The 12,135-nt window shown below is 69.6% G+C and carries 14 protein-coding genes; 10 read left to right on the top strand and 4 right to left on the bottom strand.

Going from position 1 to position 12,135, the window contains the following annotated elements; genetic code table 11:
• Positions 1 to 207: 207 nt before the first annotated feature.
• Positions 208 to 912 carry a GAF and ANTAR domain-containing protein gene (locus tag ABZV42_RS05015; protein ID WP_355987419.1) on the top strand — a complete coding sequence of 235 codons (705 nt, stop codon included), beginning with the start codon at positions 208 to 210 and terminating at the stop codon, positions 910 to 912.
• A gap of 113 nt (positions 913 to 1,025) precedes the next feature.
• On the opposite strand, the gene ABZV42_RS05010 is transcribed toward ABZV42_RS05015, so the two are convergent.
• Positions 1,026 to 2,240, bottom strand: coding sequence for a phospholipase D-like domain-containing protein (locus ABZV42_RS05010; RefSeq protein WP_355987417.1), 1,215 nt, complete (start codon positions 2,238 to 2,240; stop codon positions 1,026 to 1,028).
• A 459-nt stretch (positions 2,241 to 2,699) separates the two neighbouring features.
• Between ABZV42_RS05010 and ABZV42_RS05005 the strand changes: the two genes are divergently transcribed.
• Complete coding sequence (locus ABZV42_RS05005; RefSeq protein ID WP_355987415.1) at positions 2,700 to 3,110, top strand: ATP-binding protein; 411 nt, start codon at positions 2,700 to 2,702, stop codon at positions 3,108 to 3,110.
• A 67-nt stretch (positions 3,111 to 3,177) separates the two neighbouring features.
• Here ABZV42_RS05005 and ABZV42_RS05000 read toward each other — a convergent pair whose 3' ends face one another.
• Entirely contained in the window at positions 3,178 to 4,353 is a 1,176-nt protein-coding gene (locus ABZV42_RS05000) for a PP2C family protein-serine/threonine phosphatase (RefSeq protein WP_355987413.1), read from the bottom strand.
• A gap of 32 nt (positions 4,354 to 4,385) precedes the next feature.
• Between ABZV42_RS05000 and ABZV42_RS04995 the strand changes: the two genes are divergently transcribed.
• Together ABZV42_RS04995 and ABZV42_RS04990 are read left to right on the top strand one after the other, a co-directional pair.
• Positions 4,386 to 4,610, top strand: a complete 225-nt coding sequence (locus ABZV42_RS04995; RefSeq protein WP_355987411.1) for a hypothetical protein — start codon at positions 4,386 to 4,388, stop codon at positions 4,608 to 4,610.
• A gap of 76 nt (positions 4,611 to 4,686) precedes the next feature.
• Complete coding sequence (locus tag ABZV42_RS04990) at positions 4,687 to 5,118, top strand: MarR family transcriptional regulator (RefSeq protein ID WP_355987409.1); 432 nt, start codon at positions 4,687 to 4,689, stop codon at positions 5,116 to 5,118.
• Between the two features lie 33 nt (positions 5,119 to 5,151).
• On the opposite strand, the gene ABZV42_RS04985 is transcribed toward ABZV42_RS04990, so the two are convergent.
• Positions 5,152 to 5,529, bottom strand: a complete 378-nt coding sequence (locus ABZV42_RS04985) for an STAS domain-containing protein (protein ID WP_355987407.1) — start codon at positions 5,527 to 5,529, stop codon at positions 5,152 to 5,154.
• A gap of 175 nt (positions 5,530 to 5,704) precedes the next feature.
• Between ABZV42_RS04985 and ABZV42_RS04980 the strand changes: the two genes are divergently transcribed.
• Genes ABZV42_RS04980 through ABZV42_RS04965 form a run of 4 tightly spaced genes read left to right on the top strand, consistent with a single transcriptional unit; the run spans position 5,705 to position 8,645 of the window.
• A complete protein-coding gene (locus ABZV42_RS04980) occupies positions 5,705 to 6,184 on the top strand; it encodes a helix-turn-helix domain-containing protein (protein WP_355987405.1) in 480 nt (159 codons plus the stop codon).
• Complete coding sequence (locus ABZV42_RS04975) at positions 6,181 to 7,089, top strand: ATP-binding cassette domain-containing protein (protein ID WP_355987403.1); 909 nt, start codon at positions 6,181 to 6,183, stop codon at positions 7,087 to 7,089. The genes ABZV42_RS04980 and ABZV42_RS04975 overlap by 4 nt, the downstream gene beginning before the upstream one ends.
• Entirely contained in the window at positions 7,049 to 7,909 is an 861-nt protein-coding gene (locus ABZV42_RS04970) for an ABC transporter permease (RefSeq protein ID WP_355987401.1), read from the top strand. Before ABZV42_RS04975 ends, ABZV42_RS04970 begins: the two co-directional genes overlap by 41 nt.
• Positions 7,866 to 8,645 carry a recombinase family protein gene (locus ABZV42_RS04965; protein WP_355987477.1) on the top strand — a complete coding sequence of 260 codons (780 nt, stop codon included), beginning with the start codon at positions 7,866 to 7,868 and terminating at the stop codon, positions 8,643 to 8,645. The genes ABZV42_RS04970 and ABZV42_RS04965 overlap by 44 nt, the downstream gene beginning before the upstream one ends.
• A 349-nt stretch (positions 8,646 to 8,994) precedes the next feature.
• Here ABZV42_RS04965 and ABZV42_RS04960 read toward each other — a convergent pair whose 3' ends face one another.
• Positions 8,995 to 9,483, bottom strand: coding sequence for a MarR family transcriptional regulator (locus ABZV42_RS04960; protein ID WP_355987398.1), 489 nt, complete (start codon positions 9,481 to 9,483; stop codon positions 8,995 to 8,997).
• A 116-nt stretch (positions 9,484 to 9,599) separates the two neighbouring features.
• Here ABZV42_RS04960 and ABZV42_RS04955 point away from each other — a divergent pair, with 116 nt between their 5' ends.
• Both ABZV42_RS04955 and ABZV42_RS04950 read left to right on the top strand, forming a co-directional pair.
• Complete coding sequence (locus ABZV42_RS04955) at positions 9,600 to 10,970, top strand: aminotransferase class I/II-fold pyridoxal phosphate-dependent enzyme (protein ID WP_355987396.1); 1,371 nt, start codon at positions 9,600 to 9,602, stop codon at positions 10,968 to 10,970.
• Positions 10,971 to 11,406: 436 nt separating this feature from the next.
• Positions 11,407 to 11,904 (top strand): hypothetical protein, encoded by a 498-nt coding sequence (locus ABZV42_RS04950; protein WP_355987394.1) that lies wholly within the window; start codon positions 11,407 to 11,409, stop codon positions 11,902 to 11,904.
• Positions 11,905 to 12,135: the final 231 nt, after the last annotated feature.

Below are 12,135 nucleotides of genomic sequence, written 5' to 3'. Positions count from 1 at the left end.
CCCTCGATCCACCGGATGAAACAGGTGAGGCATGCAAAGATCCCGTGGATATGCGGTGCCCGCACGTGACGACCGCGTTCCGCGTCCGGATTTCCCGCGGGCCGGCGAACCGTCGACACACGATCGCCTCGGCGGGGGCGGAACGGGGTGGCAAAATGGAAGCCCAGGTGAAGGCTGGTTTCGTTTCGACCGATGAACGGATGGCCCATGGCGCAGGAGCCCGGCGAAGTCTGGGAGAAGTTTGCCGTCGCTCTGGCGGAGATGGCACGGGACCTGCTGGCGCAGGACTCGGTGCAGGCCACCTTGGACCGGATCGTGGAGCACGCGACGGTGCTCATCAACGGCTGCGACGAGAGCGGCATCCTCACGGTCCGCCGCGGCGAGGTCAGCGCGCTGGCCGCGACCAGTGACGTCGTGCGCATGGCGGACCGGATCCAGCAGGACCTGCGGGAGGGTCCGTGCTTCGACGCGGTGACCGACCGGGAGCAGCTCTACGCCATCGAGGACCTGCGCCGGCCGCACCCGAAGTGGTCCCGCTTCGCGCCCGAACTGAGAAAGCTGGGCATGGGCAGCATGATGGGCTTCCTGCTGTTCACCGACGAGGACGAACTCGGCGCCCTCAACGTGTACTCGCACCGCCCGAACATGTTCGGCGAGTCGGCTCAGAGCGCCGGCTGGGTGCTGGCCTCGCACGCCGCGGTCGCCCTGTCCTCGGCCCGTAAGCACCAGCAGCTCGGGCACGCCCTGGAGACGCGGCACGAGATCGGCGAGGCGATGGGCATCCTCATGGAGCGCCACGGCCTCGGCGAGGAGGACGCGTTCGCCGTGCTGAAGAAGGCGTCCCAGGACCACAACATCAAACTGCGGGAGATCGCCCGCAAGGTCTGCGAGACCGGCGAGCGGCCCCGCTGACCTCGCGGGCGATCCCACCCTGCCCCGCTTCGGGAAGGCCGAAGGAGGCCGCGCCGGTTCCGCCCCGCTCGACCGGGCCGGCCGCCGCCGGTTCCGCCCTGCTCGGACAGGTCCTAGAGGAAGCGGCGCAGCGGTGCGACGGCCAGTTCCTTGGCGCGCTGGACCGGGGACCTGCGCCGCCAGCGGCTCGCATCGATACTCACGGCGTTCTCCCGGTCCTCGTCGAAGTCCCGGTCGAGGGCCGCGGTGAACGTCTCGTCGAGGACGGCGAGCATGACCTCCTCGTCGTGCTCCATCGAGCGGCGGTTGAAGTTGGTGGAACCGATCAGGGAGGCCACGCCGTCCACCGTCATGATCTTGGTGTGGAGCATGGTCGGCTGGTACTGGCGTATCTCGACGCCCGCGGCCAGCAGTGCGCCGTAGTAGTGCTGGCCGGCCAGCTGACAGGCACGCTGGTCGGTGTGCGGACCGGGCAGCAGGATCTCCACCCGGACACCGCGGCGCGCAGTCGCGCACAGCAGGTCCACGAAGTAGGCGTCGGGGGCGAAATAGGCCGTGGCGAGACGGAAGCGTTCCTCGGCGGAGCCGAGCATCACCCGGATGAGGGTCTGCATGTCCTGCCAGCCGAAACTGGCGGATCCCCGTACCACCTGCACGGTGGCCGTGCCCGGCTGTTCGTGTCCGGTGAAGCGGTCCCGGTCGTCGAAGAGCTCGTCGTGGCACTCCGCCCAGTTCTGCGCGAACGCCGCGGCGATACCGTCCACGGCGGGCCCGCGCACCTTCACGTGGGTGTCCCGCCACTCGGAGGGACCGCGGGCGTCACCGCACCACTCCTCGGCGATGCCCACTCCGCCGGTGAACGCGGTGTGCTCGTCGACGACGAGTGCCTTGCGGTGGCAGCGGTGGTTCTGCTTCAGGGGCGAGAGCCACAGGGGTTTGCGGAACCACGCGACCTGCACACCGGCGTCGGTCATGGACCGCAGCAGGTCCCCCTCGATCCGCTTCGCGCCGAATCCGTCCAGCAGCAGTCGTACGCGAAGACCCGCGTGGGCCCGCTCGGACAGGGCGGCGGCGAACTCGCGGGCTATCTCCCCGCGCCAGTAGACGAACGTCATCATGTCGATGGTGTGCTCGGCGGACCGGACCGCGTCGAGCATCGCGGCGAAGATCCGGTCGCCGTTGCGCAGGGGAACCAGTTCGTTGCCCTCGGTGGCCGCGATGCCGATGAGCCGCTCCAGGCGTCTGCGGAACCGCTGCTTGCGGTGCAGTGCCTCTGCCGGGTCCAGCGTCCCGCCGGCCTCTGCTCGTGCCGTGATGGTCTGGGACATCCGCCGCCTCCTGTCGTCCGTGCCGCGTTCCACCCCGGGTGGGTGAGGAGCGGTGCCGGGGTGGTGGCCCGGCCGGCCCCTGCCCGGCGGGGGCCACCACCCTGCCGCTCGACCGCGTCGGCCTCGGGGTCGCCCGGCCCCGTACGACCGCCGCGGGAGCGATGTCGCCGAACCACCCGCGGGCGTCCGGCACGCGTGCCTGGTGCCCCCGATCCGCCGCGGCAGTCCCATCCCTTTACGTAGATACAGCCGCAGGAAGGCAGCGGCAGCGTGCGGCCCGGCCCCCCGTTGCCGTCCCGGACGGGGTGTCTGTGGGTGTGGTGTGAAAGCGGGGGAACCCGTGACATGGCCGGCGGCGGACCGGGAAGAAGGGGAGACAGCCTGCCCGGCACATCGAACCGCACGGAACGGCGCCGCTGCGCGACGAGCGGGCGGGAGTACGGCAAGAGAGGCGAAGGCATGACCACCGTCGAATCGCCCTGCGAATCCGGCCTTGATCTCGGTGCGAAGCTGGAGCGGGATACGCAGGCCGCAGTGCACGCACGGCGGATCGTCCACACGTTCCTCGGTGACCTGCCGCGAACGGTGCCGAGAGAGACCGCCGAGGCCGTCACGCTCGTGGTCTCGGAACTCGTCACGAACGTGGTGCGGCACGCGCGCGGCCGGCTGTGCAGCCTGCATCTGAGGGACATGGGCCACGGGGTGGGCATCTCGGTCTCGGACGACGATCCCGAGCCACCGCGTCCCCGGCGTCTCGACCTGACCGGACAGGGCGGCTTCGGCTGGCCCTTGGTACGCAGGCTGTCCTCCGAGCTGACCGTGCTCTCCCGCCCCGACGGCAAGACCGTCCACGCGGTCGTCAGCTTCTGACGGACAGGGGCGCGGGCACGGGGTCCTGCCCGTACCCGCGCCCGCTGCATTCGGGCCCGCAGTGCTGCTAGCGCCCGCCGCCCGCCGGACCGTGCCAGTCGAGGCACACCACGAGGGCGTCGTCCTCCGGTCCGGGGCTGCCCCGGTGGCCGGTCAGCTCTCTCAGGACGGCGCGGGGCACCTCCGTCGCGGGCAGCAGCCTGGTCGAGTTGATCGCCATGGCCAGGGCCCTCTCCCCGTACCTCTCCCCGCCGGGTCCGGCGACGGCGTGGACGCCGTCGCTCACGAAGAGGAGCCGGTCGCCGGGTTCCACCTGGAACTCCTGCACGAGGTAGTCGGTCTCCTCGAACATGCCGAGGGGCAACTGGGCCTCGAAGTCGACGCGTTCGACGGTCCGGCCGCGCAGCCGCAGCATCTGGGGCGAGCCGGCGTCGATCACGCGCATCCGGCCCGTGGACAACTCGAAGTCGAGCATCAGCACCGACAGATAGCGGTCGCCGCGGTACTGAGCGTAGATCGCCTGGTCGGCGAGGGCGGCCTGGTCCTGGAGCGGGATGCCGGCCCGGCGCGCGTTGCGCAGGGCGTTGATGCCGAGATTGGTCAGCAGCGACGCCTCGATGCCCTCGCCCATCCCGTTCGTGACGTAGAGGGAGAGCCGTTCGGCGTCGGACGACCAGTCGAAGTTGTCGCCGAAGATCGCGTAGGCGGGTTCCAGCTGGGCGCCGACCTCGTACTCGCGCCGGGAGCAGGAGCGGCCAGGCAGCAACTGCCACTGCATCTCCGCGGCCAGGGTGAGCCGGTCCTTCCGGCGTGCCTGGAGATACAGGTCGGTGTCGCGCTCGGCGACGAGAACCTCGTGGCCGAGGACCTCCGCGATCTCGGCGAGCTCGGCGAGCGTCTCCCCGTCGCGGGCCGCGGAGGGCAGGACGACCGCCAGGACGCCGAGTCGGTCGCCGCGGACGGTCACCGGGAAGTGTGCCCGTACGCCCCCGCCGTCGCGTTCCTCGACGAAGGGCTCCTGGGCACCGAAGGCCCGGCCCTCGGGGCTGCTGTGTACCGGAATGGGTTCCAGGGTGTGCGGAAGCACCGAGACGGGCTGCAACACGGTGAGCCCGTAGTCGGCCATGAAGAGTTCGACGGAATCGGCCGCGTAGTGACGGCTGAGCACGTCACGGACCGCGTTCAGCAACTCATGGGGCGCCGCGGTGCGCAGGGCACGCTCCGCGGCCACGAATCTGTTCACGATGTCGGGCAGACCAATCTTCGATGGGTTGGATGGGTGGATGGGTTGGATGGTTCGACGGGTTCGATGGGCTGGCCAAGTTCGACGCGTTGGCCAAGTTCGACGGGGCGGGCGGGACCGACGGGCTGCCCGAGTTCGAGCGGTTGACCGTGACCGACGGGTTGGCCGAGTTCGACGGGTTGGCCGAGTTCGATGACGCGAGTGCCGGTATCCACCAATTCGCCGCTGTCGCCGCTGTCGCCGCTGCGACAGGCTGACAGTGGCCGGGAAGGCTGGGACAGTTGGACGGTGACTTCCTCAGGCCCGCGCCCGCACCGGAACGAGGTGGCTCGCGTGACCGCCGAGGCGGCCGAGCTGCTGGAGATCCTCTGGGGCCGCGCCTCGACGGCCCCGGTCTCCGCCTCCCAGTTGCGGGTGCTGTTCATCCTGGAACACGACGAGGGCATAAAGCTGAGGACCCTGGCCGACGCGCTCGGCTCCACGCCTCCCTCGACCAGCAGGCTCTGCGACCGGCTCCAGGCCGTGGGGTTCTTCGAACGGGCACCGAGCGCCACCAGCCGCCGGGAGCTGCGCCTGTTCCTGAGCCCCCAGGGCCGGACCTTTCTCGCGGAGCTGCGCTCACGACGCGAGTACGCCGTGGAAGCGGTCCTCGCGCAGATGGCGCCCGCCGGGCGGGCGGCCCTCGTGGAGGGCCTGGCGGCCTTCTGCGCGGCCGCGGCGGCACAGCTCCACGAGAGCGACACGGCGGGCGTCCGCTCCGCCTAGGGCCTGTCTGACTCCTGTCCGGCGGATCAGGGTCTAGTGCCGGGCGGTTCCCTCCCTTACCCGGACCATGGCGGCGTCGATGTCGTCCACCGAGGGGATGGCGAGGCTGACGCCCGTGAGATCCAGAATGCGCTGGACGGCCGGGGCCGGGGACACGAGACACACGCCCCCTCCCGCGCGGGAGGCGGCATCGTGCGCCTTGAGCAGGGCGTTTATGCCGGAGGAGTCCATGAACGGGACCGCCGACAGATCGAGCAGCAGGTGCCGCCTGCCGCCGCGGACCTGGTCGGCCAGCCGGTTGTGCAGCTCGGGAGCTGTCTCGACGTCCAGTTCCCCGGCGACGGTGACCAGGGCGATGCCCTCGCCGTACACGATCGCGTCGATGGACACGGGAGCCTCTTCGGCCGGCACGGTTACCTCCAAGTTGGTACTGACCGTCGGGATTCACCCGGCGCTGGGGTACACCGGTGAGCAGGTCAACGGTTACCCGCCGAATCGACTTGCACACCTTCGGTTTCACCGTCGGGTCCGGCCTCTTGACCCTCCCTTTCCCGAATTACCTCTGACTCAGAGGTAATCTCGAAATGTGAAGGCGGATACGAATTCGGATTCGGATTCGGAGAGGTTCCCCGAGGCCCTGGCCGACGCCCTGGCCGGGCTTCAGCGGCTGATCAGGCGGCGGCTGCGCGCGGGAACGAGCGGGCCGAGCCTGCGCGGTGCCGAGGTCGACCTGCTGCGGCTGGTCGTCGACCGGCCGGGCGTCCGTGTGTCGGAGGCGGCCAAGGAGCTCTACCTGGCGGGCAATTCGGTCTCGACGCTCGTCAACCGCCTGGCCGGGGACGGATATCTGATCCGTGAGACGGACCCGGCCGACCGGCGCGCCGCACGACTGCTGTCCACGCCCGCGGCCGACGCCCGGCTGCGCGACTGGCGGCGGCGGCGCGCGGTGCTCGTACGCGGCCAGGTGGCCCGCCTCGACGCGGCCGACCGTGCCGCGCTGGAGGCCGCCCTGCCGGCCCTGCGCAAACTGGCGGCGAACCTGCACGAGGAGGCCGAGGAGACATGACACGGCACAGCGACGGAAGCACCGAACCCGCACAGCCGGAGAACCCCGGACCCGAGCCCGACACCCACGGTGACGGCCGCGCCGACGCCGTGTCCTGCACCGGACTCGTCTACGCCTTCGGTGAGATGACCGCCGTCGACGGTCTCGACCTCGCCGTCCGGGACGGAGAGGTGTTCGGACTGCTCGGGCCCAACGGCGCCGGCAAGACGACCGCGCTCCGGTGCATCACCACGCTGCTGCCGGTCCCTTCGGGAAGGGTGAGCGTCTTCGGGCACGACGCCACCCGTGAACGCATGCCCGTACGACGCCTGTTGGGCTACGTGCCGCAGCAACTGTCCGCCGACTCCGGACTCACCGGCAGGGAGAACGTGGTCCTGTTCGCCCGCGTCTTCGACGTGTCCCGGCGTGAACGCGCGGCCCGTGTCGCCCAGGCGCTCGACGCAGTCGGACTCACCGATGCCGCCGACCGGCTCGCCAAGACGTACTCCGGAGGCATGGTCCGCCGCCTGGAACTCGCCCAGGCCCTGGTCAGCGCGCCACGGCTGCTCATCCTTGACGAGCCGACCATCGGTCTCGACCCGATCGCCCGCACCAGCGTGTGGGAGCACATCAACGCCGTACGGGCCGCCACCGGCATGACCGTCCTCGTGACGACCCACTACATGGACGAGGCCGACCAGTACTGCGACCGGGTCGCGCTGATGCACCGCGGCCGCGTGCGCGCGCTCGGCACACCGCGGGAACTGAGGGTGGGCCTCGGTGAGCGCCGCGGAACCACCGGCGACGGTGAACTGCCCACGCTGGAGGACGTCTTCCGCGACGTCGCCGGCAGCGGACTCGACGACCACTCAGGAGACTTCAGCGATGTCCGAAGCACCCGCCGCACCGCTTCCCGCGTCGGCTGAGCGCGTCCGCCCCGGGAGTCTCGACCTGCTCGTGATCCCGCCGAGGGCCAGGACGGGCTGGCGCGTGCTGCCCGCCCGGGTGGCCGCCATGTGCGCGGTCGAGCTCCAGAAGCTCCGCCACGACCGCACCGAGCTGTACACCCGGGCGATCCAGCCGGCCCTCTGGCTGCTGATCTTCGGCGAGACGTTCACCCGGATCCACGCGATCCCGACCGGCGGAATCCCCTACCTCGACTATCTGGCGCCCGGCATCATCGCCCAGTCCGCGATGTTCATCGCCATCTTCTACGGCATCATGATCATCTGGGAGCGGGACGCCGGCATCCTCACCAAGCTCCTGGTCACCCCCACGCCCCGCTCCGCGCTCATCACCGGCAAGGCGTTCGCGGCCGGAGTGAAGGCGCTGATCCAGGCCGTGGTCGTCGTCGTGATCGCCGCGCTGCTCGGGGTGGCGATGACCTGGAACCCGCTGCGGCTCCTCGGAGTGGCCGTGGCCGTCGTACTCGGCTCCGCGTTCTTCTCCTGCCTGTCGATGACGATCGCGGGCATCGTCCTCACCCGGGACCGACTGATGGGCATCGGGCAGGCGATCACCATGCCCCTGTTCTTCGGCTCCAACGCCCTCTACCCGGTGGCCGTCATGCCCGGCTGGCTCCAGGTCGTCAGCCTGGTCAATCCGCTGAGCTACCAGGTCGACGCCCTGCGCGGCCTGTTGCTCGGAACCCCCGCGCACCTGCCCCTCGACTACGGCGTCCTGGCCGTGGCCGCGGCGCTTGGTGTGTGGTCCGCTTCGTCGCTGTTGGGCCGGCTGGCCAGGTGAGACGGCGACCCGGGCCCGGCCCGCGTGTCACGTGCCGCTTGAGGCCGTCGGCAACGGCCAGGTGAGGCACATCCTCACGTACCGTCCGGAACGGCTCATGAGGCAACCCCACGATTTTGAACGGCTCTTACAGCTTGCCGACCGGCATGACATCACGCTGTACGGCCCGGCCGACCGGCGCGATCTCGCGGACCGCGACGACCGGTTCTTCCTCCGCATCGAGGTGGCACACGCCTGCCGTTCCAGTGATGACACCTCACGGCGGCTGTGGGACGCCACGGTCGACCGTGCTCGGGACGGCCATCCGCACGGCGGTAGGCGCCGCTACGGCTGCGACTCATCGGGAGCGGCGATCATCGCGGCGGAGGCTGCAATCGTCCGAGACGTCTTCACTCGCTATCTCGATGGCGAGACCCCCACCGCCCTGGCTCGCGACCTCAACGAACGCGACGAGCGGACGGCGCTTGCCCGCGAGTGGAACGCCGATACCGTCCGAGCGCTTCTGGAGTCGCCACGTAGCAGGGAACGGGTTTTCAGCGGGGAGGAAGTCGGCCGGGGTCAGTGGCCCGCGATCATCAGCCAGGGCGTCTGGCAGGAGGTACGCGACCGACGCACGTACCGGGCCCCGGCCGTCGTGAGCGGCCAGGCCGAGGACAGCCGTTTCTACCTGCGTTCGGGAGTTTCTCCTCCAAGCGGGTGCGGTGCTTGGTCGCGAGTCGGGCAGAAGACCGCGTAGCTGGCGGAGTCTCAATAACTAGTCCACTGACCAGCGAGTCAGAAGACGCCCGCGGCTCCGACCAGATCAGACGCTGTGCGCTTCTGTCGCTGTTGGTCGGCGTCGGCTCGCCTTGGACGGTCCGGAGACGGTCCAGGAGCAACACGCTTTCCAACTATGTTGGTGGGGTGGTGGGCTGTGTGCAGGGGCGTTCACCTGCGTTCACGAGCGGCCGGTCGCCGAGTCGGTCACGGGCAGCGGTCTCGTCTGAACGGCCGTGAACGGTGCTGAATGAGACAGACACTGAGACGGCCGGTAGGGCGTGATCACCTCCGGTGCTCCGTCGGGGCTCGGTGTCGCTCGGGACCTCTCACGTGGCCTCTTCGCGAAGTGCCTTGTCGATCTTGCTCAGCGCGCTGGTCAGGCGCGCGTAGTCGTCGGTTGCCAGCGGCTTGACGAAGTACTCCTCCACCACGTGGGCGTGGACGGCCGCGGCCCGCAGGAATGCCGTACGTCCCTCAGTGGTCGGTTCCACCAGGGCCACCCTCCTGTCCGCGGGGGACGGTACGCGGCGGACCAGGCCGGCTTCCTCCATACGGTCGATCAGGCGGGTGGTGCCGCTGCTGGTGAGGGTGAGGTCGTCGGCCAATTGCCGCTGGGAGATCTCCTCGCCGGGTCGACGGCAGAGCCCTATCAGCACCTCCAGCATGGTGTGGCTGATCCCGCACTCCTGTCGCAGCGCGCTGTCGATGCGCTGTTCGAGGCGGGTGGCGGACTTGATCAGCAGACCGAAATCCCGGACCAGCCGACTGTTGGCGGCGCGGGCAGCTTCGTCGCTGCGCTGGGGGTTGGCGTTCATCGCCGTCGAGCTTACTGCTTCCTCACCTACTGCTGTCTCAATTGCTGAGCAATCAATTGCTGACTACTCAACTAAATCCTATGGTGGTCGCACACCCGCGAGCGAGAGGGAGATCAGTGGATCTGCAGCACTGGCTCGGCCGAGCCACCCACGCGATACAGGACTGGGCCGACACCTTCGGCCCCTACCAGCCCCACCCGTCCCTGAAGGTGGACGATGACCGCTTCGCGTCAGTCTTCGCAGAGCTCACCGGGCGGCTGAAGGGCAACTACCCCTTCTTCCACCCGCACTACGCGGGCCAGATGCTCAAGCCCCCGCACCCCGCCGCGGTGGTCGGCTACCTCACCGCCATGCTGATCAACCCCAACAACCACGCCCTGGACGGTGGCCCTGCCACTGCGGTGATGGAACGCGAGGCTGTCGCGCAGCTCGCCGCGATGTTCGGCTACGACACCCACCTCGGCCACCTCACCACCAGTGGCACGATCGCCAACCTCGAAGCGCTCTTCGTTGCCCGCGAACTCCACCCCGGCCGGGGCATCGCCCACAGCGCTGACGCTCACTACACCCACGGCCGCATGTGCCACGTCCTGGGCATGACGAGCCACCCCGTCCGCACCGACAGCCAGGGCCGCATGGACCTCGACGCGCTGGAGGACGTACTGCGCACCGGGCAGGTGGGCACCGTCGTTCTCACCACCGGCACCACCGGACTGGGCGCTGTCGACCCCGTCCACGAGGCCCTGACCCTCGCCGAGCGCTACGGCGTCCGCATCCACGTCGATGCCGCCTACGGCGGCTTCTTCACCCTTCTCGCCGGTGCCGACGGCCCGGAGGGCCTGCCGCCCGAGCCGTGGCGGGCCATCGCGCAGTGCGACTCAGTCGTGGTCGACCCGCACAAGCATGGCCTACAGCCGTACGGCTGCGGCGCCGTCCTCTTCCGCGACCCCGAGGTGGGCCGCTTCTATCTCCACGACTCGCCCTACACCTACTTCACCTCCACCGAGCTCCACCTCGGCGAGATCAGCCTGGAATGCTCCCGCGCCGGCGCCTCCGCAGCTGCTCTGTGGCTCACCTTCCAGCTCCTGCCGCCCACCCTCGACGGCCTCGGCCAGGTCCTGGCAGCCGGTCGGCGAGCCGCCCTGAAGTGGGCTGACCTGATCAACGCATCCGACCTCTTGGAGCTCTATCAGCCACCCCAGCTGGACATCGTCACCTACTTCCCCACCGTCGACGCCGCGACCCTCACCGGCATTGACGCAGCCTCCGCTCGCATCCTCGCCGACGGCATGACCAGCCCCGACCCCGTCTACCTCAGCACCCTCAAAGCCAGCCACGAAGCGTTCACCGCCCGCCACCCCAAGATCACCGCAGACACCGACGGCGCCCGGATACTGCGCAGCGTCCTGATGAAGCCGGAATCCGAACACCACGTCGAGCACCTGCACAACCGAGTCGAGCAGCTGGCCCATGTCGACCGACAGTGAGGCACATCAGACAGACCCGGAGAACAAACGGAACAAGAGGGGCCCGCCCCGGTTTGCTCCGGGCGCCGGAGCACGCGGCCACGCTCTCAGCTTGGGAAGCTTGGGTCTTCTACGGCCAATTGCCGGGCTGACCCGCGGCGGAGCGGCTACGGGACCTGGCCGGCCGGCGGCCGGGTCCCCGCTATTCCCCGCGGTTCCCCGCTCGACCTGGCACGCGACTGGCACGTTCCTCGTCAGCGCCAGCACCTGTACAGCAATGGCTCTGGAGTCCTTAGCCCGTTCGACGTTGCCGTAGGCGGTAGGTGCGCGCCAGCCAACTGACCTCGAACTGGTCGCACATGGGCAGGCATCCCTGGGCAAGCGCGGCCGGCCGGCCCTGACCGACAACGGCCTGTGCGGCCCCGGTGCTGTCCGTCCCGGCTGGCACACTGCCAACATGGACACCACACCCGAGCAAATAGGCTCCCGGACAGCAGCTGCATGGACGGTCGCGCTCGCGGTCCTCGGAGGATTCACCGGCTTCGCCTGGGGCGGGCCGTTCCTCGCAGTCACCTGCGGCCTTTCCCTGGGAGGCGGCGCCGTCGTGGGCACGGCCCTGTCCCGCCGTCGCATCGTCGCAACCATTCGGGAAGGCCAGGGGAAGGCCGCCGCGCTCGGGTACGCCGACGGCATCGCGGACATGATGGTGCTGGGGATATCCGCATACAGTGCCTCCGTCTTTCCGCTGTCCGGCCCCGACGCAGTAGACGCCGCCGAGCGCATGGCGCGCCGCAAGGCCGCCTACCGACTCACGGCCTCCGACGGGCTTCCCCACCACATTCGTGAGGCCGCGGCCGCCGCTCTCGAAGCGATTGACGAGTTGCGTGACCGCGACATCCAGTCCGCCATCGAGGACCTTTTGAAGGCCGTCCAGGAGCAGCGCCGCGGTACCTGACCGCAGTGCCTTTAGACCGTGGATCTCCCGGAGGGCGGCGGCGGACTCCTGCTCATTCATCAACGTATCCCCGTACGGATCGACGGCAGTGAGCCTCCCAATGCCTCATGTTGCACACAGCCCGGGCGACCACTACTCCGGTACCGTCGATCAGCCCCTGGTCCCGCCGGCCCGCGCCGGTGCCTGGAGGACCGGCACCGCCTACTCCGTGCTCGTCACCCACCCCACGGC

Source organism: Streptomyces sp. NPDC005281, from assembly GCF_040607495.1.
Classification (GTDB): domain Bacteria; phylum Actinomycetota; class Actinomycetes; order Streptomycetales; family Streptomycetaceae; genus Streptomyces.
Note: the sequence above shows the minus strand (reverse complement) of the source record. Positions and strands in the feature narration are given on the sequence as shown.

Bases quoted from the DNA above. Each gene is read 5' to 3' on its own strand.
- ABZV42_RS05015 (WP_355987419.1), top strand. From the start codon at position 208: ATGGCGCAGGAGCCCGGCGAAGTCTGGGAGAAGTTTGCCGTCGCTCTG.
- ABZV42_RS04975 (WP_355987403.1), top strand. From the start codon at position 6,181: ATGACACGGCACAGCGACGGAAGCACCGAACCCGCACAGCCGGAGAAC.
- ABZV42_RS04970 (WP_355987401.1), top strand. From the start codon at position 7,049: ATGTCCGAAGCACCCGCCGCACCGCTTCCCGCGTCGGCTGAGCGCGTC.
- ABZV42_RS05005 (WP_355987415.1), top strand. From the start codon at position 2,700: ATGACCACCGTCGAATCGCCCTGCGAATCCGGCCTTGATCTCGGTGCG.
- ABZV42_RS04950 (WP_355987394.1), top strand. From the start codon at position 11,407: ATGGACACCACACCCGAGCAAATAGGCTCCCGGACAGCAGCTGCATGG.
- ABZV42_RS04995 (WP_355987411.1), top strand. From the start codon at position 4,386: ATGGGTGGATGGGTTGGATGGTTCGACGGGTTCGATGGGCTGGCCAAG.
- ABZV42_RS05010 (WP_355987417.1), bottom strand. From the start codon at position 2,240: ATGTCCCAGACCATCACGGCACGAGCAGAGGCCGGCGGGACGCTGGAC.
- ABZV42_RS04960 (WP_355987398.1), bottom strand. From the start codon at position 9,483: ATGAACGCCAACCCCCAGCGCAGCGACGAAGCTGCCCGCGCCGCCAAC.